Here is a 24,744-nt window from a genome sequence, read left to right on the forward strand (position 1 = left end):
AGAGGCGATGCCTCCCATAAGTTGTTTGATCGAGCCGAATCAGGTGATTCGGCTTTCCACCCCGGTGGCGGGCATCGTCGATGAGGTTTTCGTGGATCGCGGCGACCAGGTCGAAAAGGGCGAGATCGTGGCGCGCCTGAATACCGATCTCGAGGAAATCGCACTGGAAATCGCCCGCGCCCGCGCCGAAGATTCTTCGCAGATTGCCTCGCTCGAAGCGCGGATCGCGTTTCTCGAAAGCCGGGCCGAGCGCAACGAGCAACTGGCGGAAACCAATGCGGTCTCGCAAGCGCAGGCGCAGGAGGCCAGGCTCGAGGCGCAGGTCGCGCAGAAGGAGCTGGACCTCGCCCATCTGGAGAAGCGCCTCGCCGCCATGCAGGTCACCGAGGCCGCGGCGCGGCTGGAGCAGAAGGTCATGCGCAGCCCGGTGGACGGGGTGGTGATGGAGCGGTTGCTCAACCCCGGCGAATATCGCGACGGCGAGGCTCATATCGCCACCATCGCCAAGCTCGACCGGCTGCGTGTCGAGGCCTTTGTGCCGATCGACTACTATGACCGCCTCGCGCTGGGTCAGCCGGTCACGATACGCCCCGAGCCACCGCTCGATTCCCTATATGCTGCGGAGATCACGGTGATCGACCGTATTTTCGATGCGGCGACGGCGACGGTGGGGGTGCGTATGGAGATCGCAAATGAAGAGCTTGCTCTGCCGGCCGGGCTACGCTGCGACGTGATTTTTGACGGTGCCATGGCCGCTGCCGGCAAAGACTGACCGCCTCAGCCGGTCAGCAGCCGTTCCAGGCTGCGGCCCATCACACGCGCGCTGTCGAGCATATCCGTGACACCGACCCATTCGTCGGGCTTATGCGCCAGCTCCAGCACGCCCGGCCCATAGGCGATGCAGTTCTTCAGCTTGCCGATGCGGTCGATATGTTTCTGATCGTAGCTGCCCGGCGAGGCGACATAGGTCGCCTCCGCACCCAGCTCCTCGCGGATCGCCTCGGTCACCGTGCGCACCACCGGCGCGTCGCGGTCCGTCATCGACGGGATCACCCGGTTCAGCTCGCGTATTTCGTAGTCGAAATTGGCGCGCCGGGCCTTGAGATCTTCGAGCAGCCCGATCACCTCGTCGCGCACGCCCTCGACGGTCTCCTCGATCAGAAAACGCCGGTCGATGACGATGCGGCAGCTATCGGGGACGCAATGGGCGGGCAGCCCGTCGAAATCCGGCGGGTTCTCGGGCTGGCCGCCATGGATCGAGTTGATGTTCATGGTCGATTGCCGCGCGCCCTCGGGCACCACCGGCATATCGGTATGCCGCGCCGCCATGGCGGGGAAGAGCCGTTCTTCGAAGGCCGCCAGCACCGCGCCCATATGGCGCACGGCGCAATCGCCGAGGAACGGCATGGAACCATGGGCGATCTCGCCCTTGGTCTCGATCTCTGCCCACCAGCCGCCGCGATGGCCGAGGCAGATGCGATCCTTGTTGAGCGGTTCGGGGATGATCACATGCTGCACCCGCTCGGGCGCGAAAAACCCCTGCTCCGCCAGATAGGCGACACCGCCATAGCCGCCGGATTCCTCGTCGGCCGTGGCGCTGATCTCGATGGTGCCGGCGTAGCCGGGATGTGCCTCGACAAAGGCCTCGGCGGCGATGATGGAGGCGGCGAGCCCGCCCTTCATGTCGCAGGCGCCGCGGCCAAAGATCCGGTCGCCGTCGAACTCGCCGCCAAAGGGATCGCGGGTCCAGCCATGGCCGACCTCGACCACGTCATGATGCGAGTTGAAATGCACGCAGTCGCCGCCCTGCGCCCCTTCATGCCGGGCGACGAGGTTCCAGCGCGGATAGCGGTCGCTGTCGCCGGGGGCACCCTCGGCGCGGATCATCTGACAGGCAAAGCCGCGGGCCTCCAGCCGCTGCCGGAGATAGTCGCAGACCGCGCGGTAATTCTCGCCGGGCGGGTTCAGCGTCGGGATGCGGATCAGATCCTGGGTCAGCGCGATCAGCTCTTCGCGCCGCGCCTCGATCCTTTGGGAGAGGGTGTCGCTCATGGGCGCCACTGTTCACGGGATCGCGGGGCGGCGCAAGACGCCATCACGCCGCGCGCGGGTGTCAGCGCGCCACCACCACGGGCCGACCCTTGTGGTGCAGCAGGTCGAAGGGCGTGTCGAACACCTCGCGCAGCACCTCCGGCGTGAGCAGCGCGGCGCTGCTGTCCTGCGCCAGGATCCGCCCGTCCTTCATCGCGACGATATGGTCGGCCCAGCCGGCGGCGGCGTTGATGTCGTGCAGCACGATGACGATGCTGCGCTTGTCGTCCCGCGACAGCGCGTGCAGCCGCGCCATCAGATCGCGGGCGTGGCGCGGGTCGAGCGCGTTCAGCGGCTCGTCGAGCAGCATCCACGGCGTATCCTGCGCATAAGTCATCGCAATAAAGGCCCGCTGCCGCTGCCCGCCTGACAGCGTGTCGATGCTGCGCCCGGCGAGATCGTCCAGCGCAAAGGCGGTGAGCGCCCGGTCGATCTGGGCCGCGTCCTCCGGCCCGGGGCGGCCCTGGTGATGCGGCCAGCGCCCAAAGCCCACCAGCTCGCGCACTTTCAGCCGGCTGACCAGCGCCGGCGATTGTTGCAGCAGCGCAACCGTCCTGGCGCGCTGCCGATGCGGCACGGTGAACGGGTCGATGCCGTCGATGCGGACGCTGCCCGAGGACGGTTTTTCCAGCCCCGAGATGCAGTGCAGCAGCGTCGATTTCCCGGCACCGTTCGGCCCGATCAGCGCGGTGATCCCGCCGCGCTCCAGCGTCGTGGTGATGCCGTGCAGGATCGGGGTGTGGCCCGCGGAATAGTGCAGATCGGCGATCTCGATCATCGGCGTCTCCGTTTCAGGACGAGGGCGAGGAAGAGCAGCCCGCCAAAGAGCTCGACGATCACCGCCAGCGCCGACTGGCTGCCCATGAGCCGCTCGAAGACGAATTGCCCGGCGACGAGGATCAGAGCGCCGATCATCGCGGCGGCGGGCAGCAGGATCGCATGGCGGTGGCTGCCGGTGAGCTGGCGGGCGAGCGAGGCGGTGAGCAGGCCGAGAAAGGTGATCGGCCCGACCAGCGCGGTCGAGACCGAGACCATCGCCGCCATCAGCAGCAGCGTCACCAGCACCAGCCGGTCGTGATCGAGCCCAAGCCCGCGCGCGGTGCTGCGCCCGAGTGCTGCCACATCCAGCGCCGGCGCCATGCGCAGCGCGGCGGCCAGCGCGGCAAGCAGCACCACGGCCGACACCGCGAGCTGCTGCGGATCGACCCGCCCGAAGCTTGCGAACATCGCCTGCTGGACCACCGCGAAATCCGACGGGTCCATCAGCCGCTGCACCATCTCGGCCAGCCCGCGCAGCATCACGCCGAGGATGATGCCGGTCAGGATCATCCGGGTCACGTCGCGCGCGTCGCGGCGCAGCAGCAGGCCGAAAAGCGCGGTGGAGGCGGCGGCGAGCGCGATCACCTCCATGCCGAAACGCAGGCTGGAGGGCAGTTGCGCCAGCCCGACGCCGCCGAGCGCCAGCACCAGCAGCGTTTGCAGCAGGATGAACAGCGCGTCGAAGCCGACGAGCCCCGGCGTCAGCAGCCGGTTCGAGGCGACGGTCTGGAACAGGATCGTGGCCGCTCCGGTGGCGGCACCGACGCAGACCAGCGCGCCGAGCTTGGCGGCGCGCAGCCCGAGAATGAAGCCCATCGGCGCCCGCAATTGCCAGGCGAGGAACGCGGCGCAAAGCGCCATCAGCGCCAGCGCCAGCCAGAGCACCCGACGCTCAGCCATGTCGGCGCCCCGGGGCGGCGTGCAGCAGCCAGAGGAAGACGCCGGCGCCGAACACCGCGATCACGGTGGCGGCGGGGATCTCGAACGGGTAGCGGATCAGCCGCCCGATGACATCGGCAGCGAGCAGCAGCGCGCCTCCGCCGAGCGCGATCAGCGGCAGGTTGGCGCGCAGGTTGTCGCCGCGCCAGCGCGCCACGAGGTTGGGCGCCACGAGCCCGACAAAGGGAAAGGCGCCGACTGTGACCAGCACCAGCGCGGTGATCACCGAGACCACCACCAGCCCCAGCGCGCGGGTCTGCGCATAGTCGAGCCCGAGGCTGCGTGCCTGCGCCTCGCCCAGCCCCAGAATGGTGATGCGGTCGGCGATGACGTAAAGCAGCCCGGCCAGCGCGGCGATGGCCCAGAGCCATTCATAGCGCCCCTGCATCACGCCGGAGAACTCGCCCAGCCGCCAGGCACCGAGATATTGCATGAGATCGGCGGACCACGCGGCCCAGACGCCGATGGCGCCGAGAATGCCGCCATAGACCATGCCGACGATGGGCAGCAGCATCGGGTCTTCGCGTGGCAGCCGCGCGGCCAGTGCCAGATAGCCCGCCATGCCGGCCAGCGCGCAGCCGGCGGCGATCAGCATCTTGCCCGCCACCGCAAGGCCCGGCGCCAGCAGCGTCACCGCCAGTAGCCCCAGCATCGCCGCTTCCGGCGCGCCGGTGAGCGAGGGCTCGACCAGCCGGTTCTGCACCACCTGCTGCACCACCACCCCGGCCAGCGCCAGCCCGGCGCCCGCCAGCAGCGCCGCCGCCGTGCGGGGCAGGCGGCTCACCATCAGCAGCCAGCCCGCATCCTCGCCAAAACTCGCCGCGCCCAGCGACAGGCTGAGCGCGATGAGACCGGCAAGCGCGGCAAGCGGGAAGAGCCAGCGGCGCAAAGGGCGTCAGCCTTCGTCCGGGGTGAAGGCGGCGACGATTTCGTCGAGCGTGTGCATCATCGCGCCCGCGCCGCCGCCGGCGATATAGAGCGGGGCCGCGTCGAGATAGACGATATGGCCCTGCTGCGCCGCCTTGGTGCGGGCGACAAGCGGGTTGTCGAGCGTCGCGGCGGCGGCTTCGCCCTCGGCGCCGATGGCGGCGCCCCGGTCGATCACCAGCAGCCAGTCGGGATCGGTCTCGGCGAGGAACTCGAAGGAAACCGCCTGACCGTGCGATTCAGAGCTGAGGCCTGGATGCGCCTCGGGCAGATCCAGCGCGCCATGCAGCCAGCCGAACCTGCTGTCGGCGCCAAAGGCCGAGATCTTGCCGCCATTGGTCAGCAGGATCAGCGCGTTGCCCTTGCCGGCGACGGTCTCGCGCGCCTCGGCGAGCTTGGCGTCGAGCGCGGCGCTGAGCTCGGTGGCGGCGTCCTGCCGCCCGAAGATCTCGCCATAGGCGTCGATGCGCGCCTTGGCCTGTTCGACCATGCCGTCGCCCCAGATCGTCATGTCGATCACCGGCGCGATCTGTTCCAGCGCTTCGGCCTGGGCGGAAGAGCGTCCACCCACGACGATCAGGTCGGGCTGCATCACCGCCAGCGTCTCGAAATCCGGCTGGAACAGGGTGCCGACGGGCTCGGCCCCCTCGGTCGCGGCCTCCAGCCGGTCGATATAGAGCGGCTGCGGCACCCCTGCGATGGGCTGACCGAGCGCCGAGATCGTGTCGATGGCGGCAACGTCGAACACGGCGACGGTCTCGGGGGAGGCGGGCACCTCGGCGGTTCCGGTGGCGGTTTCGACACTGACGGTGTCGGCGGAGGCGGCGCTGGCGCAGGCCAGCAGTCCCGCGATCAGGAGGGTACGCATCTGTAAGATCCCGGTCGGAAATGGGCGCGTGGCATGGCGGATCGCCGGCTTCGCAGAACTATTTTGCTAGATAGCGGATTGTTCTTTGCGCCTGCAATGCATAATCTGACATAAACAATCAACTTTTGGAGCGCAGCCATGCCCCTGCACGAGACCGGCACTTTCCAGACGTCCAACGCGTCGAAATATCTTCAACAGCTCTGCAAGCATTTCGCCCACAAGATCGAGGTGGAGTATGACGAAACCTCGGCCCGTATGGCGCTGCCGACCGGGCCGGCGACGCTGAGCGCTTCCGGCGAGGCGCTGCGGGCAGAGATCAGCGCGGAGAGCGATGAGGGGCTGGAGCGCGCCCGTGGCATCATCGACAAGCATCTGGAGCGCTTCGCCTTTCGCGAAGAGTTCACCGGGATGGCCTGGGCGGCGGCCTGACGCAGGGTCGTCACGACCTGCAAAGCAGTTGTGCAAGAAAAAAAGAGCGGGCATCGCTGCCCGCTCTTTTCGTTTTCAGCGCTCTGCGTGCTATTCAGAACCGCATTTTAGCCGTGACAAGGAAGGTACGGCCCGGCTCCGTCAGCGGCACGACCGTGCCGGTTGAATCGAGCCCGTCCGAGCTGCGGCTGGCATAGGTTTCGTCAAACACATTCCGGATATCGAGCCGCAGTTCGAGATTGTCGAACCCTCTCGGCGTGTAGCTTGTGTAGAGGTTCAGCACCTCATAGCCCGGCAGGTCGGGATCGGTATCGCTGTTTTCCAGCGCAATCTCGGCGCTGCCGCCGACGCGCCAGTTGTCGTAGATGTCATAGCCCGCCTCCAGCGCCATGATGCTGCCCACCGGGCGGCCGATATAATAGGCGGTGGTGCCGACCGTGTCGTCGTCGAGCTCCACATCGGCATAGGTGTAGTTCAGCTTGGCAAAGCCGCGCGTGCCGGTGTAGCTGACCGACCCGTCAAACCCGCGCGAGACCATATCCGCCTGTGCGCCCCGGTCGCCGCCATCGGGCAGCACAGCGGTGATGTCGCTGATTTCGGTGTGGAACAGCGCGCCGCTGACCGCCCAGGGGCCGGCCTCATATCGCAGTCCCAGCCGCGCGGCATTGGCGCGGGAGGCTTCGAAATCGTCATAGGTCCAGGGCGTGCGGAAATCGACCAGCGCCGCCTCGCCCAGGGCGAAGCCGCCCCAGGTGGAGGCCAGCCCCGCGTTCAGCGTCAGGCTGTCGGTCAGCACCACGTCGACGGCGCCGTTGACGCTGAAACCGCCATCCTCGAAATCGCTGCCATCGGCGCCTTCGAACCACTGATAGTCGTAGCGCGCGCCGTAGCTCACCGAGACGCGGTCGCTGATATCCTGCCGCGCCTGAGCGAACAGGCCGACATTGAAGCGGCTCTCGTCGCCATCGGCGCCCTCGGTCGCCTCGGCGCTCTCGTCGAAGAAATCGAGGCCAGCGGTCAGTGTGCCGTTGGCCAGCTGCCATTCGTTCTTTGCAGTGCCCGACAGGCTGGTGTTGATCCCGGAATTGCTGCCGACATCGACCTCCTGCTCGTTATAGGTCAGCTGCGCGGTGGGCGCGAACCAGCTCTCCGGCGCCTCGTCGGTATAGGTCAGCGTGTAAGAGCTGCGGCGGGCGTAGCCGTCGATGATTTCGGTCGGTCGGCCGGGGCTTGTCAGACCGGCGAAATCGGCACGGATAAAGCCGCCCTGCGAGGCGCGTGCGCCGGTGTCCTCGGTTTGCGAGGCCGAGAAGGAGAGGCGTTTGCCGGTCTCGGAGGTGAAGGCCAGCTTGAGCATGTAATCGTCCAGCTTGGCGCCGGTGCCGTCGATGCTGTCGCCATCGCCGTCCTCGTAATCGTCGCCCTCCTGGCTGGTCGTGCTCAGCAGCCATTCGAAACCGCCCTGCTGGCCAAAGAGCGACAGGGTGCTGCGCAGCCCCGTGCCGTTGTTGCCGCCGCTGAGGGTGACGATGCCGCCAAAGGGATCGCCCGGTTCGAGCAGGTCGCGCGCATCCTTTGTGGTATAGGCCAGCGCGCCGCCAAGCGCGCCGGGGCCCGCATCTGCGGGGGCGAGCCCTTCGCTCACCTCGACCGATTTCAGCAGCGACGGGTCGAGCAGCACATTGCCGGTGTGGTGAAAGGCGCCCTTGTTCTGGCGCGCGCCGTCGATGGTGACCGACAGCAGCGATTCCTCGATACCGTTTACCATGACCTTTTGCGCCATGGCCGAGCCGCCGCTCACGGTGACAGAGGATTCGCCGGCGAACACGTCTTTCACCGTGGCCGGGTTGCGCGCTTCCAGCTCTTCCTCGGTGATTTCGTCGTTGCCGAGCAGGTTCTGTGCCGCCACGCCCTCGATGCGCAGCGTGCCGAGAAACAGCGGGTCGGTCTCTTGCGCCATGGCGGCGCCTCCGGCGCAGAACGCCGTCGTCAGGAGCAGCAGCCCCCGTGTCGTCTGGTTCATTGGAATGTCCCCGGTTTGTGACATGCCGCGCTTGCTGGATGGCGCCTCACGGGGGTGCGGGGACGGCTTTCTGGCGTCATGATGCGGCTTGCGGAACCGGGTATCTTACAAAAAGACTCGGGTCAACGTCAGGCTGTACGGTTTGCGCCTCAGCGTGCCAGGCCGAGCAGCCCCTCCACGTCGAGATGTGCTTCCATATGTTCGGCCAGCGCATCAAGCACTTGCTCGACTGCGGCGTCGTAGCGGCCCGCTGCCTGCACATCGAACCCCGCCAGCCAGGCAGCGCGAAAGGCGTCGTCGCGGAACATGCCGTGCAGGTAGCTGCCGCAGACCCTGCCATCTGCGCTGACGGCGCCCTCGGGCCGGGTCTCGACCGTGGCAAAGGGCCGCGCCCGGTCGGGCCCGTCGCTGCGGCCGATATGAATCTCATAGCCGTGAAACCCTGTGCCGGTGGCGGCATGCACCGCCCGGGTTTCCGTCAGCCGCTTGTCGCCAGTCATCACCGTGTCGATCTCCAGCAGGCCGAGCCCGGGATCGGTGCCCGGCGCGCCTTCGATCCCGTCGGGATCGGCGACGCTGCGCCCGAGCATCTGATAGCCGCCGCAGATCCCCAGCACATGGCCGCCGCGCCGGATATGCGCTGCAAGGTCCACATCCCAGCCCTGCGCGCGCAGAAACGCCAGATCGCCCCGGGTGGATTTGCTGCCGGGCAGGATCACCACATCCGCATCGCCCGGGATCGCACGACCCGGGCCGAGCATGGTGAGCCGCACACCGTCTTCCTGCGCCAGCGGGTCGAGATCGTCGAAATTCGCGATCCGCGACAGCGCGAGGCAGACCACATGCAGCCCGCCGCTGCGCTCCGGCGCGCCGATGTCGAGCGCGTCCTCGGCGGGCAGCTTCCACGCATCGGGAAACCATGGCAGCACGCCGAAGCCGGGCCAGCCGGTGCGGTCGACGATCAGCGCATAGCCGTCGTCGAAGAGGCGGGGATCGCCCCGGAACCGGTTGACCAGGAAGCCGGCGATCATCGCGTTGTCTTCCTCGGAGAGCACCGCCTGCGTGCCGACGATCTGCGCGATCACGCCGCCCCGGTCGATATCGCCGGCCAGCACCACTGGCACATCCGCCGCGCAGGCAAAGCCCATATTGGCGATGTCATTGCGGCGCAGATTGACCTCGGCGGGGCTGCCGGCGCCCTCCACGATCACCAGATCATGGGCCGCGCGCAGCCGGGCAAAGCTCTCCTGCACCGCCGCCATCAGACGCGGTTTCAGTTGCGGATAGTCGCGCGCCCGGGTCGAGGTCAGGCGCTTGCCCTGCACCACGACCTGCGCGCCGGTATCGGTTTCGGGTTTCAGCAGCACCGGGTTCATATCCGTGTGCAGCGGCAGTCCGCAGGCCAGCGCCTGCAACGCCTGGGCGCGACCGATCTCGCCGCCATCGGCGGTGACGGCGGCGTTGTTGGACATGTTCTGCGGCTTGAACGGCGCCACCGAAAGCCCGCGCCGCCGTGCCGCGCGGCAGAGCCCGGCCACCAGCAGAGACTTTCCCACGTTCGAGCCGGTGCCCTGAATCATCAGCGCGGTCATCGGGGGCCTAGCTCACCGGCTTCTTGCGGGCGCGGATCAGCGTGTGCTGGTGGACGATCTCGTAGCCCAGCCGCGCCACCAGCTCCTGACGCAGCCGGTTGATCTCTGCGCTGTCGATCTCGATCACCTCGCCGGTGTCGATATCGACCATGTGGTCGTGCTCGGAAACCGGCATGATCTCGAACCGCGCCGGCTCGTTCTCGAAGCTCAGCCGCCGGATCAGCCCGGCCTCTTCCAGAGCCGCGAGCGTGCGGTAGACCGTGGCGAAGGAGACCGAGCCGTCGATCTCCTTGGCGCGGGTAAAGACCTCGTCGGCATTGGGATGGTCCTGCGCCTCCATCAGAATCGACAGAACGCTCATGCGTTGCTGGGTGACCCGCAGCCCCGCCGCGCGCAGCGCGTCGGCAAATTCCGTCGTTTCCGCGTTCATCCGATCCGCCCATCCGTGAAGTGAGCCCCTTGGTATCGCCGGCGGGAGAGGCTTGCAAGAATTTGAACCTGCGACTGCGTCTCATTTACGTGCTTGACAGGTGAGAATGGTTCGCATTTACATGACGCAAATCTGAAAGGAGAGCCCATGCACGCGATTCCGATGCGCCTTGCCGCCGCCGTCCTTCTCGGTCTCTGCTCCGCGCAGGCTGCTCTGGCGGCGGAGAAGATGAAGGTCGTGACCACCTTCACCGTGCTTGCCGACATGGCGCAGAACGTGGCGGGCGATGCGGCGGAGGTGGTCTCGATCACCAAGCCGGGGGCCGAGATCCACGGCTACGAGCCGACGCCACGCGATCTGTTCCGCGCCCATGGCGCCGACCTGATCCTGTGGAACGGGCTCAATCTGGAGCTGTGGTTCGCACAGTTTCTCGACAATCTCGGCGATATCCCCTCGGTGACGCTCTCCGAGGGCATCGACCCGATCGCCATCGGGTCCGGCAGCTATGAGGGCAAGCCCAACCCGCATGCCTGGATGGGGCTGGATAATGCGCTGATCTATATCGACAATATCGCGGCTGCCTTTGCCGAGTACGATCCGGAGAATGCCGCGACCTACGCGCAGAACGCCGAGGACTACAAACAGGCCCTGCGCGACACGCTGGAGCCGCTGCGCGACGAGATTGCACAGATCCCCGAGCCGCAGCGCTGGCTGGTGACCTGCGAAGGCGCGTTCAGCTATCTGGCGCGGGATTTCGACATGCAGGAGCTCTACCTCTGGCCGATGAATGCCGACCAGATGGGCACGCCCCGGCAGGTGCAGACCGTGATCGACAGCGTCGAGGCGCATGACATTCCGGCGGTTTTCTGCGAAAGCACGGTCAACACGGCGCCCGCCGAACAGGTCGCCCGCGAGACCGGCGCGGCCTATGGCGGGGTGCTCTATGTCGACTCCCTGTCGGAGCCCGGCGGCCTGGTGCCCAGCTATCTCGACCTGCTGCGGGTGACCTCCGAGACCATCGCGCGCGGCCTGAGCGGAACCGGCGAGTGAGCGCGCCATGACCACAGCCGGAAGGATGCCAGAGATGATCCAGCGATCCGATCCCGCCGAGCACGCGCAGGCGCCGGACGAGGGGTTATGGGCCCGCGACGTGACGGTGACCTACCGCAACGGCCACACCGCGCTGCGCCGCGCCAGCTTTGCGGTGCCGCGCGGCAGCGTGACCGCGCTGGTAGGGGTGAACGGCGCCGGGAAATCGACGCTCTTCAAGGCGATCATGGGGTTTGTGCCCGTCGCACAGGGCGAGATTCGGCTGCTGGGCCACACCGTCAAACAGGCGCTGAAACGCAACCTCGTCGCCTATGTGCCGCAGGCCGAAGAGGTGGACTGGTCCTTTCCGGTGCTGGTCGAGGACGTGGTCATGATGGGGCGCTACGGCCATATGGGCTTTCTGCGCCGCCCGAGCCGGGCCGACCGCGACGCCGTCGAGACCGCGCTGCGCCGGGTCAATATGCTGGAGTTCCGTCACCGCCAGATCGGCGAGCTGTCGGGCGGGCAGAAAAAGCGCGTCTTCCTGGCACGGGCGCTGGCGCAGGATGGGCAGATCATCCTGCTCGACGAACCCTTTACCGGCGTCGACGTGACCACCGAGGAGCAGATCATCGCGCTGTTGCGCGAGCTGCGCGAGGAGGGGCGGGTGATGCTGGTCTCGACCCACAATCTGGGCTCGGTGCCGGAGTTCTGCGACCGCACGGTTCTGGTCAAGGGCACGGTGCTCGACCACGGCCCGACCGCGCGCGTCTTTAACCGCGAGAACCTCGAACGCGCCTTTGGCGGGGTGCTGCGGCATTTCACCCTTGGCGGTGGCGATCTGCATCAGGACGACGACGCGCGCCGCGTGACGATCCTCACCGATGACGAGCGCCCGCTGGTGCAATACGGCGACGAGACCCGCGTGCGCGGAGAGGAGCAGTGAGCGTGCTGCTGGAGCCCTTTGCCTATGGCTACATGTCCAACGCCATGTGGGTCTCGGCGCTGGTGGGCGCGGTCTGCGCCTTTCTCTCCGCCTATCTGATGCTCAAGGGCTGGTCGCTGATCGGCGACGCGCTTTCGCATTCGGTCGTGCCCGGGGTTGCCGGCGCCTATATGCTGGGCCTGCCCTTTGCGCTGGGCGCGTTCCTCTCGGGCGGGCTGGCGGCGGCGGCGATGCTGATGCTGTCCGAACGGTCCGGGCTCAAGGTAGACGTGATCATCGGCATCATTTTCACCAGCTTCTTCGGACTGGGGCTGTTTATGGTCTCGGTCAACCCGATGGCGGTCTCGGTGCAGACCATCACCATGGGCAATATCCTGGCGATCTCGCCGGGGGACACGCTGCAACTGGCGATCATCGGATTGGTGTCGTTGATGGTGCTGCTGGCCAAGTGGCGCGACCTGATGGCGGTGTTCTTCGACGAGGCGCACGCGCAGAGCATCGGGCTGCGGCCCGGGCTGCTCAAGGCGGTGTTCTTCACGCTGCTCTCGGCCTCGGTGGTGGCGGCGATGCAGACGGTGGGGGCGTTTTTGGTGGTCGCCATGGTGGTGACGCCCGGCGCCACCGCCTATCTGCTCTGCGACCGCTTTCCCCGGCTGATCGTGACCTCCGTCGCCATCGGCGCGCTGACCGCCTTTTTCGGCGCCTATCTCAGCTTTTTCCTCGACGGCGCGACCGGCGGGGTGATCGTGGTGCTGCAAACGCTGCTCTTCCTCGCGGCCTTTGTCTTTGCGCCACGGCACGGGATGCTAGCAGCGCGGCGCCGGGCCGCCGAGGCGCTGCGGGAGGACGTGGCATGAGCGAGCTTCTGATGCCCTTCCAGTTCGCCTTCATGCAGAACGCCTTCCTGATCTGCGCCATCGTGGCGATCCCCACGGCGCTGCTGTCGTGCTTTCTGGTGCTCAAGGGCTGGGCGCTGATGGGCGACGCGGTGAGCCATGCCATCCTGCCCGGTGTGGTGCTGGCCTATGTGGCCGGGCTGCCGCTGGTGCTGGGCGCCTTTGCGGCGGGCATGTTCACGGCGCTCGCCACCGGGTTTCTGTCGCGCAACAGCCGGGTCAAGCAGGATACGGTGATGGGCATCGTGTTTTCCGGCATGTTCGGGCTCGGCATCGTCATCTACACCCAGATCGACACCGCCATGCATCTCGACCACATCCTTTTCGGCAATATGCTGGGGGTGGGGACGCAGGATCTCTGGACCGCCGGTATCATCTCGCTCTTTGTCACCGCGGCGCTGCTGCTGAGCTGGAAGGACCTGCTGCTGCATGCCTTCGATCCGGCGCAGGCGCGGGTCTCGGGCCTGCCGGTGGGGCTGCTGCATTACGGGCTGCTGGCGCTATTGTCGCTGACCATCGTCGCGACGCTGACGGCGACCGGGCTGATCCTGGCGGTTGGGCTGCTGATCGCGCCGGGGGCCATCGGGTTCCTGGTGACCCGCAGCTTCGGCCACATGCTGGTGGTCGCCTGCCTCGCCTGCCTGTTCTCGATGCTGAGCGGCACCTATCTCAGCGTGTTTCTCGACAGCGCGCCCGCGCCCACCATCGTGCTGATCCTGACGGCGCTCTTCGGGCTGGCCTTCGCACGACGGCTCTGGCTGACCCGGCGCGCCACGCAACTGGGCTGATCCGCCGGCATGTGGGCGATTTCCGCGCCTTTGCCTGTGCCCTGCCTTGCAAAGCCCGGGCGGCGGTGAAACCAATCGCGCTATCGTTCAATGCTCCGGGCGGCGCGCGGCGCGCCCGGATGGAGATGCGCTCATGACCCTTTCCGCCGATCTCTGGGACCGTTCGCTCTGGTACGCCACCGCAGAGGAGCCGGACCCGGGGAGCGACGCGCCCGAGGACGCGCAGGTGCTGGTGATCGGCGGCGGCTTCACCGGGCTCTCCACGGCGCTGCACCTGGCCGAGCGCGGCGTCGCGGTGACGCTGATCGAGGCGGAAAAGATCGGTTTCGGCGCCTCGGGGCGAAACGGGGGGCAGGTGATCCCGGGCCTCAAGATCGACCCGGCGGAGATGCGTGCCCGCTGGGGTGCGGAGGCGGGCGACAGGCTGGTGGAGTTCGCCGGCGGCGCGGCGGACCGGGTGTTCGACCTGATCGAGCGGCATGGCATCGCCTGCGCCGCGACGCGGCAGGGCTGGATCCAGGGCGCGCATTCGGCCAAGGCCCTCAGCGCCGTGCATGCGCGGGCGCGGGACTGGGAGCGCGAGGGCGCGCCGGTCGAGATCTACGACGCCGACACCATGGCAGAGGCCACCGGCACGCGGGTCTATCACGGCGGCTGGCGCGATCTGCGCGCCGGGCTGGTCAATCCGCTCTCCTATGCGCGGGGGCTTGCGCGGGCGGCACGGGCGACGGGCGTGCGCATCGTCACCGGTGCGCGCGCCACGGCGGTGACGCAGGAGGGCGCGGGCTGGCGGGTCGACTTCGGCGGCAGCCACCTGCGCGGCCAGACCGTGGTGATGGCGACCAACGCCTATGACGACAGGCTCATGCCGCGCATGGCGCGCTCGATCCTGCCGGTGCAATCCTCCATCGTCGCGACCGAACCGCTGCACGAGGCGGTCGCCGCGACGATCCTGCCGCAGGGCGCCTGCTGTTCCGAGACCCGCAAGCTGGCCTTCTACTACCGCCTGACGCCGGACCGCCGCCTTGTGATCGGCGGGCGCGGCGCCACCGGGCCGGTCTATTCCACCGGCTTGCAGGACGCGCTGGAGCAGGGCATGCGCCGGCTCTTTCCGCAGATCGCGGACGCGCGGGTCGAGATGGCCTGGTCGGGGCATCTCGCGCTGACCATGGATCACCTGCCGCATATCCACGAGCCCGAGCCGGGGCTCTGGGCGGTCGCCGCCTATAACGGGCGCGGGGTGGCCATGGCCACCGCCATGGGCGCGGCGCTGGCAGACCGGCTTGCCGAGGGGACGCCGCTGCCGCTGCCGGAAACGCCGATCCGGCCCATCGGCTGGCATGCGCTGCGCGGGCCGGTGATGGATATCGGCGTGCGGTACTACTGGATGAAGGACAGGCTGGGCTTTGCCTCCTGATCCCGTGCGCCGCGCTCAGCGACAGCGCCGGAAGAACGGCATCCTGTCGGTCAGCTGGATTTCCGCGTCGGCGCTGAACAGATCGGCGTAATGCAGAATGAGCACTTCCGGATCTGGGCCGCGCAGCGGCGCGTGTGTGGCATGCGTGGCGACGGCGGCGATGATCTCCTCGCCCACGCCGAGTTCGGCCAGCATAAGCCCCGCGAGCACCCCATGCGGAATGCGGCTCGATACGGGTGTGTCGATATCCAGCCCGTTTTCGCGCCGCATCAGCAGCGGCTTGTCGAGATCGTGTAGCAGCAGGATGGCGAGCAGCCGTTCGCGGTCGACCTCCCATCCCCAGCGGCTTTCCGCCAGCGCATGCAGCGCCAGCCCTGCCTCGATCACATCATTGGTATGGTCGATGAGCCGCGCCTTCGAGCCGTGCGAGAACGGCACCGCGCCGATCTCCGCGAAAGACGAGCTCGCCACCATGGAGGCCCAGGCGACCTGCGCCTTGTCGCGCAGCTCGGCGCTCAGCTCTGTCATGCGGGGAAATGCCTCCAGAAGGGCGGTGCGCTCTGCGTCGGTCGGCGCAACGATCTTGTAGCTTTTCATTTGGGGTTCGACCTGCTCATTTGGAAAGATGACAAAGACGGGTTCTCTCAACGGATCGGCGGAATCGGGTCTTGAGCGGCTGTCGCTCGAGGCGCGTATCTATCGTGCGCATGCCGGCCTTACGCGATCGGAGAAACGACTGGCGGATGTCCTGCTGGAACACCAGATGGACCTGCCGCTTTTCACCGCCGTCGAGCTGGCGGAAAAGGCCGGCGTGTCCAAGAGCACGGCGGCGCGGCTGATCCGGGCACTGGGCTACAAAAGCTATACCGAGGCCAAGCGTGCGATCCGGACCGAGCAGTTCTGGGGATCGCCGCAGGCCGGTCTGCCGGTCAGCACCGAGCACGGGGCGAGCGCCGCGAAGATGATGGAAGCGGATCTGGAGAATATCCGCCTGACGCTCGCGACCATCTCCGAACAGCGCCTGAGCGAGATCGCCCGGCGGGTCGCCGAGGCGCGGCGCGTCTGGATCATGGGGATGCGCAGCGGTGAGGGTCTTGCCCTCCACGCCGACCACTATCTGAACCTGATCCGCGACGGCGTGCAGATCCTCGATTACGGCGCGGGAGCGCTGTCCCGGTCGGTGGCGGCTGTGGGGCCGGGCGACCTGCTGCTGGTGATCGCGTTCCGACGCCGACCGCGGGTTCTGGTGCGGCTGCTCGAAGAGGCGCGGCAGGCCGGCGCCGAGACGCTGCTCATCACCGACCGCTCCGCCGGGGCGAGCGCCCGGGCGGCGGATATGACCCTGCGCTGCCACACCCAGAGCCCGGCGCCTTTCAACTCTTTCGCTGCGGCGGTGACGCTGATCAACTGCCTGGCCTGGCAGGTGCATGCGGCCATGGGCGCGTCGGCAATCGAACGCTACCGCCGCATCGACGACCTGGTCTCGGAATTCGACGACGTGTCGACTCCGCTTCCGCAGAAGTGACGCGCCGGGCGCCGTTGCCGGCCGACACTCACCCAACGAGATGACTCCGGGAGGGGCGTGCCCAGACACCCTGTCGCGAGCTCACCGCGTTCTGGCGGGCGAGCAGGCTGGCCAGACCGACCGCGGCACCGACCCCTTCGACCACCGGCAGGCCGTGCCGGGCTTCGAGCGTGCGGGCGAACTCGGCCATGCCGGCGCAGCCCAGGACGATGGCCTCGGCGCCCCGTGCGCGGGCGGTCTCGATATGGCCGGAGATGATCTCGGGCGCGCCGGACCGGGGATCGTGCAGGGACAGGACGGGGATGTCGCTGGCCAGCACCGCCCGGCAGCGCGAGGCGAGCCCGTATCGTGCCACGTTGTCGCTAAGCACCGGCACCGAGCGCGATAGCGTCGTGACGATGGCAAAGCTGTGGCCGAGCAGCGAGGCGACATGCATGGCCGCTTCGCCGATGCCCACGACCGGGCGTTCGAGAAAGGCCCGCGCCGCGTCGAGCCCGGTGTCGTCGAAACAGGCAATGACATGAGCGCGCGCGCCCTCGGCCTCGGCGTCGCGCATCCGCGCCAACATGCCCGGCACCGCCAGCGCTCCGTCGAACGGGCCCTCGATGGCCGCCGGGCCCCTGACCGACTGGCCGGCAATGATCTCCACATCCGGCGCGGCGGCAAGCCGGGCGGCAGCGGCGATGCTCTCGGTCATCGCGGCGGTGGTGTTGGGGTTGGTGACGGCGACGCGGATCATGCGGCCCCCCGCGCGGCGAAGGGCAGGGTCGGCACGCCGTCGTTGAGCGTGTCATACGCGATCGGCGCCGCCGTCAGATGCGCATCGGCGATGCCGGTCTGCCAACGGGCGTATGACGCCTCGCCGATACGCGGCGTGGTCCACATGTTCTGCGCGCGGTAGATCTCCACGACACGGACCGAAATGCCGGGGTCGATGTTGGGGAAGGTCTTTGCCAGCATGTCGCGCATCCCGGCCGCGTCACCTTCGTTGACCCGGCGCATGCCGCGCGCCAGGGCACGGGCAAAGCGCGCGGGGCGGGTGTCGTCTGGCGCCAGCCCTTCGGTGTAGTAGACGCTCCAGGGGATATCGCCGCCGTCGATGGCAAAGATCGCGGCCACATGCCCTTTGCCGGCAGCTTCGACGGCCAGCGCGCCGGGCAGGTCGATCAGCAGGTAATCCCCCATGCCGCCCGCAAAGCAGTCTTGCAGAATGCCGGCGTCGAGATCCTGGATGTAGTTCACACGATCGGGCTCGACGCCGTTTTCGCGCAGCATCATCTTGAGGAAGATGCCGACGCTGGCGCCGTTCGATCCCTTCATCAGCACGGTCTTGCCCACCAGCGTCTGCGCGTCAAAGCGCGGGGTGCCCGCCGACCGCCCGACCAGCGCCAGCGGTGCGCGGTTCGACACTTGCGCGAAAGGCACGAGCCGCCGGCCGCGCCCGTGGAACATGGAGGGCACCCAGATGCCGCCGAGCGCGGCTTCGGCATTGCCGTTGCGGATGTGATCGAGCACCAGATCCCACGGGCGCGGCACGACCTCGGACACCGCGAGGCCCTCCTCGGCGAAATAGCCCTCTTGGGCGGCGACATAGTGCGGGAGGTAGTTGAGGCTATGGCCAGTGGCGGAGACGAGAAACCGGTCCACGACGGGTGTCCTTTCCTTGCGGGGTTCGGCGAGTGGGCTCAGAGCGCGCTTGCGGCCTCTGGCGTCGCGGTGGCGGGCAGCGGCGTGACCCGCTGGCCGGTGGGTTTGTCGAACCAGACGGCATCTGCATCGTCGTAGTCGAGAGTACAGGCGGCGCCGAGGCCAAGGGGCGGATGGCCAGGCATCCGCACGAAGACCAGATTTTCGGTGCTGATGCCGCCATACTCGCCGTCGCCCAGCCGGCACCCCAGGATGGTTTCGGCGCCCAGCCGTTCGATCACCGCGACAGTGCCGGGCATGCGGCCGTCGCCCGTGGCGGAAATCGTCATCTTTTCGGGGCGGATGCCAAAGATCGCGCTGTTCGCACGTTCCGGTGTGCCGCCGCAATGTGTCCAGCCGATGCCTTCGGCGCTCAGCTCGTCGCCGACGATCTGCACCGGGATCAGGTTCATCGGGGGGGCACCGACGAAGCGCGCGACAAAGGTATTGGCGGGCGTGTCGTAGATCTCGTCCGGTGTGCCGATCTGCTGGATGATACCGCTGTTCATCACCACGATGCGGGTTGCCATGGTCATCGCCTCGACCTGATCGTGGGTGACGTAGACAAAGGTCTTTTTCACCTTCTGATGCAGGGTGGTGATTTCCGAGCGCATCTGGGTGCGCAGTTTGGCATCGAGATTGGAGAGCGGCTCGTCCAGCAGATAGAGCGATGGATCGCGCACCAGCGACCGTGCCAGCGCCACGCGCTGCCGTTGCCCGCCAGAAAGGCTGCCGGGGCGGCGGTCGAGCAGCGCGGTCAGTTCGAGCTGCTCGGCTATGCGCTCCACCGCCGCTTTCACCTCGGGCTGCTGCATCACCCGCCAGCGCTGGACCATGTTCACCAGCGGAATGTGGTGCCATTTGCGGAACGCCGCCATGACCAGCGGAAAGGCGATGTTGGACCGCACCGTCATGTGCGGATAGAGCGCGTAGCTCTGGAACACAAAGGCCACACCGCGTTCCTTGGGCGACCAGTCATTGGCGCGCTGGCTGTCGAACAGCAGGTCGCCGCCCGAGATATCCGCCAGCCCCGCGATCATGCGCAGCAGCGTGGACTTGCCGCAGCCGGACGGCCCGAGCAGCACCAGGAACTCGCCGTCCTCGACGCTGGCATTGAACCTGCGGATGACGGTGTTGGATCCGAACGTCTTGGAAATACCGTTGAAATCTATCTTTGGCATCTGATCAGCCTTTCACCGCACCAGAGGTCAACCCGGCGACGATCTTGCGTTGGACGAGGAGAAAGAAGGCGACGGCGGGCAGCGAAAAGACGAGCGCTGCGCCCATCACCGCCGAGAGCGGGGTTTCGTACTGGCCGATGAAGCTGGCCAGCCCCACAGAGGTCGGCCACAGCTCGCGGTCCATTAGGAAGGTGGCCGCGAACAGGAATTCGTTCCAGCCGGCAAAGAACGAGATGACGGCGGCGGCGGCCAGGCTGGGGGCGATCAGCGGCAGGATGATGAAGGTGAGGATGCCGACGCGCGGACAATTGTCGATGGTCGCGGATTCCTCGATCTCATAGGGGATCGCATCCATCGCGCTCTTGAGGATGAAAGCGGCCACCGGCAGCGAAAAGCCGACATTGGCGAGCACCAGCCCCCACAGGCTGTTCAGCAGCCCCATGGTGATGAACATCGCATAAAGCGGCACCACCAGCAGCGCTTCGGGGATCACCTGGGTCATGAACATCAGAAAGCCGATCATGCCGCGTCCGTGGAACCGGAAGCGCGACAGGGCGTAGCCGAGGATCGAGCCCATCGTGAGGCTGAGCGCTGTGGTGCCGCCGGCGATCAGCCCGGTGTTGAACAGCCAGCGCAGCAGCGGCAGCTCCACCAGCTCGCGAAACAGCTCTGGCAGATTGCCGAACTGGAGCCAGGGCACCTGCCCGGTGTTGTAGAGCTGGGCGTTCACATTGAGGGCGGTGGAGGCCATCCAATAGATCGGGAAGCCCGCGAAGGTCACCAGAACCACGATCAGAAGGGCGCGCAAGGCGGCGGTCAGCGGGGCGTTTTTCATTTCGACATCACCTTGGCGCGGCGGCGCTCGAACAGGTAGTTGATCAGCGCCACCAGCAGCGCCAGAAGCAGGCCCACCGCGCCATAGGCGCTGGCCAGGCCGAGTTCGTAATCCTCGAAGGCGGTCAGGCGGATCTGCACCACCAGCGTGGAGGTCGAGCCGATGGGGCCGCCGCCGGTCAGCAGATAGATGATTTCGAACCGCCGGATCGACCAGACCGCCACCAGCAGCGAAACCAGCTGCATGGTCGGCATGATGTAGGGCAGGGTGACGTTGCGAAACACGTTCAGCCCGTCGGCGCCGTCGATGCGGCAGGCTTCGCGCACCTCCTCCGGCACCGATTGCAGCGCTGCCAGCATCACAAGCATGACGAAGGGCGCAACCTGCCAGACCGTGACCGCGAGGATCGAGGGCAGGGCCCACTGGATCGAGGTCAGCCACTGGATGCGTCCCAGCCCCAGCCATTCGGTGATCTCGTTCGCCACGCCCGAGGGCCCGTTGAAGATCCAGAGCCAGACCAGCGTGGCGGCGACGTTGGGCACCGCCCAGCCGAACAGCAGGATGGCACGGATGATCGTGCGCCCCTTGAATGGGCGATCCATGGCAAGCGCCGCGACGGTGCCCAGCCCGACACCCAGAACGACCGTCCACAGCGTGTAGAGGATGGTCACGTTGAGCGAGGTATAGAACTGCGGGTCGGTGAGCAGATCGCGGTAGTTTTCCAGGCCGACGAAATCGCCATGGGTGGGGTTCATCAGCCTGGTATCGGTGAGGCTCATCCAGATCTGGCGACCAAGCGGCCAGAACATGAAGACGCCGAGATAGGCGAGCGGAGCCGCGACAAAAGCGTAGGGAACAAGTGCCGCCAGCCGACCGGATCTTGTCCGGTTCTTGCGGCTTGTGGAGGCAAGCCCTGTCGTTTGCACCGTCTGCATTTGTCGCGGTCCTTTCGGGTGTCAGGCCAGGATCAGTTGAAGTCGGCCTTGATTTCGGCTTCGGCCTCGGCCAGCGCGTCTTCTGCGGTCTCGGCCCCCAGCAGGACCTTTTCGACCGCCGTCATGACGATGCGCATGATCGAGGTGGTTTCGACTTCATAGCCCGGGATCAGCGTCGAGCGGGAATTTTGCGCAAGCTCGGCAAAGGCGGGTGCCCAAGGATTGGAGGCAATGAAATCCTCGGTCACCGGAACGTCGGTCGCCAGGGCATCCGGGCCGGACACGTCGCGCAGCGCCTGCTGCGCCTCGTCGCCCAGCATCCAGGCGATGAAGTCCAGCGCCGCTTCGGGATGCTCGGAATGGCGGCTCAGCACGATAAAGAGCTGCTGGTGCGCACCCGGCTCGGGGAATGGCAGCTTGCTCGCGCCCAGATCGGTGGAAGGCATCTCTCCGCCCGAGGATACGTTGAGCGCGCCGCCGGAGCTTTCGATGGCGAAGGCCACCTGCTCTTCCTTGAAGCGGGTTCGCTGTGTGGTCATCGGATCGCCGATCGGCATGATGCCGGCGCTGTAGGCCTTGGCGAAGTTCGTCACCGCGGTGATCGCCTCGGGCGTGTTGATGGTCAGATTGCCGTCTGCATCGACCCAGTTGACGCCGAACCCGTAGGCCCAGTTCTGGAAGTCCATGAACCAGGCGTTGAATTCGTTCATGGAATGCCGCCCGGCGAGGCCGATGGCGCCGGTGGCTTCGGTTGCGGCCTGTGCGGCGGCGATCAGGCTGTCGACATCGGTCGGCACCTCGGCCCCTGCTTTTGCCAGGATCGCGTCGTTGTGGATCAGCGCATAGACCGCGCGCTGCCAGGCAATGCCGAGCCGTTCGCCACCGATAACGCCGTTTTCATTGGTGACATTCAGGTCAATGCCTTCGGCGGCGGCATCGAGCGGCAGCAGAAAGCCGGCATCGGCCATGGTGTAGAGCATGCCTTCCTGCACGATCGCCATATCCGGGCCTTGCCCGGCGCCCATCTCGGTCATCAGCCGGTCGGCATATTCGTTGTAGGGGACGGCCTGTTGCACCATGTCGATCTCGGGATTGACCTCCTCGTATTTTTCGAGGGCGGCCCAGAGGCGCGAGCCGCGCAGCGCGTCGAGCCATTGCGAATTGGCAACGACCAGTTCGGTCCGGTCCTGTGCCAGCGCAGGCGAGCCAAGCGCGCCGGCGATCAGGGCGATGCTGGCCGCTCCGGCCAGAAGAATGCGTCGGTTGAAGGTCATGACAAGGGTCCTCTCGTTGGATGTTTTTTGTCTGAAGCCGGCTCAGGCGGGAACGCGATGAGCCGCAAGGGGAACGTGACGGGAGAGGTTCTCTGCCCCTGTTTCCGTCACGAGATAGCAATCCCCGATGTTCGCCCCTGCCTTCAGCGGGTCGAGCCATTGGGAATGCAATACGAAGGTCATGCCCTCTTCGAGCCGGGCATGGTTGTTGGACTGGATGTTGTAGGGCGGCATCTTCGGCATCGAGACCGAATGCCCGACATTGGGGTTGTGCGGCCCCTTGGTGGCGGGCCAGACATGGTTGACACGGCGGCCCATCGCCTCCCAGTCTGGGTTGGGCACATGCTGCGCTGGCACCTTCAGCGGGGCGCCGTTCTCGCCCGCGCTCCAGTTATACGGCATGGTCCGGCTGTCGGCGTCGGTCAGATAGCCGCGCGCGATATAGGGCTCGAAAGACGCGTTGGCCACGTCAGAAATCAGGGCGCCCGGCCGGACCAGCGCGGCGGCCGTCTCCACGCCCTCGGTGCACATCGCCAGAACCTCTTCCTGCGCGTCGGTGATCCCGCCGACGGCGATCATGCGGGCGATCTGCGCCGTATAGCCGTGGTATTGCACCGCAGAAATGTAGAGATTGATAAGCTCGCCCTCACGCACCACATGGCCGTATGGCTTGCCGCAATGGGTGCCCCAGGGATTGATGCCGATCTGATAGCCGTCGCCGGTTTCTCCGCCGCGCGCCATTTGCGCAAATGTGAAAGCGGCATAGATCTCGTGATCGGTCACGCCGGGGCGGATCACATGATAGGCGGCCTGCATGCCGATGCAGGCAAGCTGTGCGGCAGCCCGTACGACCGCCTGCTCGGCCTTGCTGCGCCGGCGCTGCATGCGGTCGACGATCGCATTGCAGGTTTCGAACCGACTGGCGGGCAAAAGCTGTTGCAGTCCGCCCCAGTAGGGCGCGGAGGTGGCGTCGCCGATCAGGCCGATCTGCGATTTGGCCAGGCCGAGATCGGCGAGATGCCGCGCCGTCGCCTCGACGACCTTGTCGACGCCGCGCCCGGGGCGGTTATAGGTTTCGCGGCCCCATGTGCCGATCTGCCAGATGTCCTCCACCAGAACCGGCTCGCCTGCCGGGGGCAGGACGACCGAACTGGAAAAGATCGTGTAGAGCGCCAGCGGCTTGTCGGTATCGGTGGGGATGACGAGCATGCCTTCGCGTGCCCAGTCGCAGATATAGCGCAGGTAGGAGTTCGAGGTCTTGTAGGATCCGATACTGTCGCTGTGGATCAGAAGCACATCATGGCCAGCGGCGCTGGCCTCCTGACGGATGCGCCGCAAACGGTCTTCGAACTCCGCCTCGGCGAGCGGCGGCACCGGCTCGAAATCGAAATCGGGGACGAACCCGTCCAGCAGGCGCTCCATGCGCGGTAGCGGTTTCGTCGGGGCGTCCAGTCTGGTCATATAGTGCGCTCTGTCTGAATGGCTTGCGCCGGAAGGTCGGCGGTTTCAGTCACAAGAGCGGAGCACCGACGCCTCCGACAAGCGCCTTCGCAGCCGCGGTGATCGGAGTGTCTGAAATTTGGTCGCTGCGGAGCGGGTGCAGTTTTGAGACTTTTCGCACACGACTCTGGGCGCAAAGTCGTCATTTGAAAAATTTGCAATAATATTATGATTTTTAATGATAAAATAGGGAATTCCTGACAGGAGCGCATCGCTATTCGGAAATAATTACGCGAATTTTGGGAAAAAAGTTTCAGGCGGAGAATCTCCGTCCGATGAAACTTTGTGCGACATCTGGATGGGTGGGGCGGCGTGCCGGACTCGAAGCAACGACGCGAGTCAATCAAAAACCGCAGGTCAGGGTTGGATCGCTGGTGTTCGAAAAGGCGTCGGATGCGCAAAGGCGAGTTGCGAATGCACTTTTTCTCAGGAAAATGCGTCATGATTTTCGGTGTCAGAAGAAGCGCATTAATGAAAATCAGTGAGTTGGGCATCCTTTCGGGTTCGGGTGCGACGGATTGCATCCCAGTAATACCTCAAATGGCGTATTTGCCTGAACAATAATCTTCTTTGCTTTCAGCGGCCTGTTTATCCTTACCCAAGGTAACAAGACG

The 24,744-nt window shown here is 66.4% G+C and carries 24 protein-coding genes; 8 read left to right on the plus strand and 16 right to left on the minus strand.

Annotated features, from left to right (window positions below; translation table 11 throughout):
• Positions 1-7: 7 nt before the first annotated feature.
• The gene (locus I6N89_RS16615; RefSeq protein WP_236016682.1) at positions 8-772 is read left to right on the plus strand and encodes an efflux RND transporter periplasmic adaptor subunit; all 765 of its coding nucleotides are present in this window, start codon (positions 8-10) and stop codon (positions 770-772) included.
• 5 nt (positions 773-777) lie between these two features.
• On the opposite strand, the gene I6N89_RS16620 is transcribed toward I6N89_RS16615, so the two are convergent.
• The 5 genes from I6N89_RS16620 to I6N89_RS16640 form a co-directional block, all read right to left on the minus strand.
• The gene (locus I6N89_RS16620; protein WP_207019558.1) at positions 778-2,052 is read right to left on the minus strand and encodes an acetylornithine deacetylase/succinyl-diaminopimelate desuccinylase family protein; all 1,275 of its coding nucleotides are present in this window, start codon (positions 2,050-2,052) and stop codon (positions 778-780) included.
• 61 nt (positions 2,053-2,113) lie between these two features.
• Positions 2,114-2,869 (minus strand): ABC transporter ATP-binding protein, encoded by a 756-nt coding sequence (locus tag I6N89_RS16625; RefSeq protein WP_207019560.1) that lies wholly within the window; start codon positions 2,867-2,869, stop codon positions 2,114-2,116.
• Positions 2,866-3,810: an iron chelate uptake ABC transporter family permease subunit gene (locus I6N89_RS16630; RefSeq protein WP_207019562.1), complete on the minus strand. Its 945-nt coding sequence runs from the start codon at positions 3,808-3,810 to the stop codon at positions 2,866-2,868. The genes I6N89_RS16625 and I6N89_RS16630 overlap by 4 nt, the downstream gene beginning before the upstream one ends.
• A complete protein-coding gene (locus I6N89_RS16635; RefSeq protein WP_076697925.1) occupies positions 3,803-4,738 on the minus strand; it encodes an iron chelate uptake ABC transporter family permease subunit in 936 nt (311 codons plus the stop codon). The genes I6N89_RS16630 and I6N89_RS16635 overlap by 8 nt, the downstream gene beginning before the upstream one ends.
• 6 nt (positions 4,739-4,744) lie before the next feature.
• Complete coding sequence (locus tag I6N89_RS16640) at positions 4,745-5,644, minus strand: siderophore ABC transporter substrate-binding protein (protein WP_207019563.1); 900 nt, start codon at positions 5,642-5,644, stop codon at positions 4,745-4,747.
• A 138-nt stretch (positions 5,645-5,782) separates the two neighbouring features.
• Here I6N89_RS16640 and I6N89_RS16645 point away from each other — a divergent pair, with 138 nt between their 5' ends.
• Positions 5,783-6,073, plus strand: coding sequence for a DUF2218 domain-containing protein (locus I6N89_RS16645; protein ID WP_207019565.1), 291 nt, complete (start codon positions 5,783-5,785; stop codon positions 6,071-6,073).
• Positions 6,074-6,167: 94 nt separating this feature from the next.
• Here I6N89_RS16645 and I6N89_RS16650 read toward each other — a convergent pair whose 3' ends face one another.
• The 3 genes from I6N89_RS16650 to I6N89_RS16660 all read right to left on the minus strand — a co-directional run bounded on the left by I6N89_RS16650 (position 6,168) and on the right by I6N89_RS16660 (position 10,118).
• Positions 6,168-8,096 (minus strand): TonB-dependent receptor, encoded by a 1,929-nt coding sequence (locus I6N89_RS16650; protein ID WP_207019567.1) that lies wholly within the window; start codon positions 8,094-8,096, stop codon positions 6,168-6,170.
• Positions 8,097-8,245: 149 nt separating this feature from the next.
• Positions 8,246-9,688, minus strand: a complete 1,443-nt coding sequence (locus tag I6N89_RS16655; RefSeq protein WP_207019569.1) for a cobyric acid synthase — start codon at positions 9,686-9,688, stop codon at positions 8,246-8,248.
• A gap of 7 nt (positions 9,689-9,695) precedes the next feature.
• Complete coding sequence (locus I6N89_RS16660) at positions 9,696-10,118, minus strand: Fur family transcriptional regulator (protein WP_076697903.1); 423 nt, start codon at positions 10,116-10,118, stop codon at positions 9,696-9,698.
• Positions 10,119-10,265: 147 nt separating this feature from the next.
• Here I6N89_RS16660 and I6N89_RS16665 point away from each other — a divergent pair, with 147 nt between their 5' ends.
• From I6N89_RS16665 to I6N89_RS16685, 5 genes are all read left to right on the plus strand, one after another.
• The gene (locus I6N89_RS16665; protein WP_419247626.1) at positions 10,266-11,168 is read left to right on the plus strand and encodes a metal ABC transporter substrate-binding protein; all 903 of its coding nucleotides are present in this window, start codon (positions 10,266-10,268) and stop codon (positions 11,166-11,168) included.
• Between the two features lie 34 nt (positions 11,169-11,202).
• Positions 11,203-12,093: a manganese/iron ABC transporter ATP-binding protein gene (locus tag I6N89_RS16670; RefSeq protein ID WP_207019570.1), complete on the plus strand. Its 891-nt coding sequence runs from the start codon at positions 11,203-11,205 to the stop codon at positions 12,091-12,093.
• A 32-nt stretch (positions 12,094-12,125) separates the two neighbouring features.
• Positions 12,126-12,950 carry a metal ABC transporter permease gene (locus I6N89_RS16675; RefSeq protein ID WP_236016690.1) on the plus strand — a complete coding sequence of 275 codons (825 nt, stop codon included), beginning with the start codon at positions 12,126-12,128 and terminating at the stop codon, positions 12,948-12,950.
• The gene (locus I6N89_RS16680; protein WP_207019574.1) at positions 12,947-13,777 is read left to right on the plus strand and encodes a metal ABC transporter permease; all 831 of its coding nucleotides are present in this window, start codon (positions 12,947-12,949) and stop codon (positions 13,775-13,777) included. The genes I6N89_RS16675 and I6N89_RS16680 overlap by 4 nt, the downstream gene beginning before the upstream one ends.
• Positions 13,778-13,910: 133 nt before the next feature.
• Positions 13,911-15,194 (plus strand): NAD(P)/FAD-dependent oxidoreductase, encoded by a 1,284-nt coding sequence (locus I6N89_RS16685; protein ID WP_207019575.1) that lies wholly within the window; start codon positions 13,911-13,913, stop codon positions 15,192-15,194.
• Positions 15,195-15,209: 15 nt separating this feature from the next.
• On the opposite strand, the gene I6N89_RS16690 is transcribed toward I6N89_RS16685, so the two are convergent.
• Positions 15,210-15,791 carry an HD domain-containing protein gene (locus I6N89_RS16690; RefSeq protein WP_207019576.1) on the minus strand — a complete coding sequence of 194 codons (582 nt, stop codon included), beginning with the start codon at positions 15,789-15,791 and terminating at the stop codon, positions 15,210-15,212.
• A 28-nt stretch (positions 15,792-15,819) separates the two neighbouring features.
• Here I6N89_RS16690 and I6N89_RS16695 point away from each other — a divergent pair, with 28 nt between their 5' ends.
• The gene (locus I6N89_RS16695) at positions 15,820-16,719 is read left to right on the plus strand and encodes a MurR/RpiR family transcriptional regulator (protein ID WP_207019578.1); all 900 of its coding nucleotides are present in this window, start codon (positions 15,820-15,822) and stop codon (positions 16,717-16,719) included.
• Between the two features lie 28 nt (positions 16,720-16,747).
• Here the strand turns inward: I6N89_RS16695 and I6N89_RS16700 are convergent, their stop codons facing one another.
• The 7 genes from I6N89_RS16700 to I6N89_RS16730 are packed head-to-tail and all read right to left on the minus strand — an operon-like array spanning position 16,748 to position 24,091.
• Complete coding sequence (locus I6N89_RS16700; protein WP_236016683.1) at positions 16,748-17,458, minus strand: aspartate/glutamate racemase family protein; 711 nt, start codon at positions 17,456-17,458, stop codon at positions 16,748-16,750.
• A complete protein-coding gene (locus I6N89_RS16705; RefSeq protein WP_207019580.1) occupies positions 17,455-18,366 on the minus strand; it encodes an ABC transporter substrate-binding protein in 912 nt (303 codons plus the stop codon). The genes I6N89_RS16700 and I6N89_RS16705 overlap by 4 nt, the downstream gene beginning before the upstream one ends.
• Before the next feature lie 38 nt (positions 18,367-18,404).
• Positions 18,405-19,586, minus strand: coding sequence for an ABC transporter ATP-binding protein (locus I6N89_RS25790; protein ID WP_207019583.1), 1,182 nt, complete (start codon positions 19,584-19,586; stop codon positions 18,405-18,407).
• Positions 19,587-19,590: 4 nt separating this feature from the next.
• On the minus strand, positions 19,591-20,421 hold the full coding sequence (locus I6N89_RS16715; RefSeq protein WP_207019584.1) for a carbohydrate ABC transporter permease: 831 nt from the start codon (positions 20,419-20,421) through the stop codon (positions 19,591-19,593).
• The gene (locus tag I6N89_RS16720) at positions 20,418-21,356 is read right to left on the minus strand and encodes a carbohydrate ABC transporter permease (protein ID WP_207019586.1); all 939 of its coding nucleotides are present in this window, start codon (positions 21,354-21,356) and stop codon (positions 20,418-20,420) included. The genes I6N89_RS16715 and I6N89_RS16720 overlap by 4 nt, the downstream gene beginning before the upstream one ends.
• A 32-nt stretch (positions 21,357-21,388) precedes the next feature.
• Positions 21,389-22,630 (minus strand): ABC transporter substrate-binding protein, encoded by a 1,242-nt coding sequence (locus I6N89_RS16725; protein WP_207019588.1) that lies wholly within the window; start codon positions 22,628-22,630, stop codon positions 21,389-21,391.
• Between the two features lie 42 nt (positions 22,631-22,672).
• On the minus strand, positions 22,673-24,091 hold the full coding sequence (locus tag I6N89_RS16730) for a M24 family metallopeptidase (protein WP_207019590.1): 1,419 nt from the start codon (positions 24,089-24,091) through the stop codon (positions 22,673-22,675).
• Positions 24,092-24,744: the final 653 nt, after the last annotated feature.

Source organism: Salipiger abyssi, from assembly GCF_017311415.1.
In the GTDB taxonomy this organism is placed as follows: Bacteria; Pseudomonadota; Alphaproteobacteria; order Rhodobacterales; family Rhodobacteraceae; genus Salipiger; species Salipiger abyssi_A.

What these genes read in the sequence shown, in the direction of transcription:
- I6N89_RS16665 (WP_419247626.1), top strand. Translation starts at nt 10,266, where the DNA reads ATGCACGCGATTCCGATGCGCCTTGCCGCCGCCGTCCTTCTCGGTCTC.
- I6N89_RS16675 (WP_236016690.1), top strand. Translation starts at nt 12,126, where the DNA reads ATGTCCAACGCCATGTGGGTCTCGGCGCTGGTGGGCGCGGTCTGCGCC.
- I6N89_RS16685 (WP_207019575.1), top strand. Translation starts at nt 13,911, where the DNA reads ATGACCCTTTCCGCCGATCTCTGGGACCGTTCGCTCTGGTACGCCACC.
- I6N89_RS16700 (WP_236016683.1), bottom strand. Translation starts at nt 17,458, where the DNA reads ATGATCCGCGTCGCCGTCACCAACCCCAACACCACCGCCGCGATGACC.
- I6N89_RS25790 (WP_207019583.1), bottom strand. Translation starts at nt 19,586, where the DNA reads ATGCCAAAGATAGATTTCAACGGTATTTCCAAGACGTTCGGATCCAAC.
- I6N89_RS16725 (WP_207019588.1), bottom strand. Translation starts at nt 22,630, where the DNA reads ATGACCTTCAACCGACGCATTCTTCTGGCCGGAGCGGCCAGCATCGCC.
- I6N89_RS16715 (WP_207019584.1), bottom strand. Translation starts at nt 20,421, where the DNA reads ATGAAAAACGCCCCGCTGACCGCCGCCTTGCGCGCCCTTCTGATCGTG.
- I6N89_RS16720 (WP_207019586.1), bottom strand. Translation starts at nt 21,356, where the DNA reads ATGCAGACGGTGCAAACGACAGGGCTTGCCTCCACAAGCCGCAAGAAC.
- I6N89_RS16620 (WP_207019558.1), bottom strand. Translation starts at nt 2,052, where the DNA reads ATGAGCGACACCCTCTCCCAAAGGATCGAGGCGCGGCGCGAAGAGCTG.
- I6N89_RS16655 (WP_207019569.1), bottom strand. Translation starts at nt 9,688, where the DNA reads ATGACCGCGCTGATGATTCAGGGCACCGGCTCGAACGTGGGAAAGTCT.
- I6N89_RS16660 (WP_076697903.1), bottom strand. Translation starts at nt 10,118, where the DNA reads ATGAACGCGGAAACGACGGAATTTGCCGACGCGCTGCGCGCGGCGGGG.
- I6N89_RS16730 (WP_207019590.1), bottom strand. Translation starts at nt 24,091, where the DNA reads ATGACCAGACTGGACGCCCCGACGAAACCGCTACCGCGCATGGAGCGC.
- I6N89_RS16645 (WP_207019565.1), top strand. Translation starts at nt 5,783, where the DNA reads ATGCCCCTGCACGAGACCGGCACTTTCCAGACGTCCAACGCGTCGAAA.
- I6N89_RS16615 (WP_236016682.1), top strand. Translation starts at nt 8, where the DNA reads ATGCCTCCCATAAGTTGTTTGATCGAGCCGAATCAGGTGATTCGGCTT.
- I6N89_RS16640 (WP_207019563.1), bottom strand. Translation starts at nt 5,644, where the DNA reads ATGCGTACCCTCCTGATCGCGGGACTGCTGGCCTGCGCCAGCGCCGCC.
- I6N89_RS16695 (WP_207019578.1), top strand. Translation starts at nt 15,820, where the DNA reads ATGACAAAGACGGGTTCTCTCAACGGATCGGCGGAATCGGGTCTTGAG.
- I6N89_RS16670 (WP_207019570.1), top strand. Translation starts at nt 11,203, where the DNA reads ATGATCCAGCGATCCGATCCCGCCGAGCACGCGCAGGCGCCGGACGAG.
- I6N89_RS16690 (WP_207019576.1), bottom strand. Translation starts at nt 15,791, where the DNA reads ATGAAAAGCTACAAGATCGTTGCGCCGACCGACGCAGAGCGCACCGCC.
- I6N89_RS16630 (WP_207019562.1), bottom strand. Translation starts at nt 3,810, where the DNA reads ATGGCTGAGCGTCGGGTGCTCTGGCTGGCGCTGGCGCTGATGGCGCTT.
- I6N89_RS16650 (WP_207019567.1), bottom strand. Translation starts at nt 8,096, where the DNA reads ATGAACCAGACGACACGGGGGCTGCTGCTCCTGACGACGGCGTTCTGC.
- I6N89_RS16680 (WP_207019574.1), top strand. Translation starts at nt 12,947, where the DNA reads ATGAGCGAGCTTCTGATGCCCTTCCAGTTCGCCTTCATGCAGAACGCC.
- I6N89_RS16625 (WP_207019560.1), bottom strand. Translation starts at nt 2,869, where the DNA reads ATGATCGAGATCGCCGATCTGCACTATTCCGCGGGCCACACCCCGATC.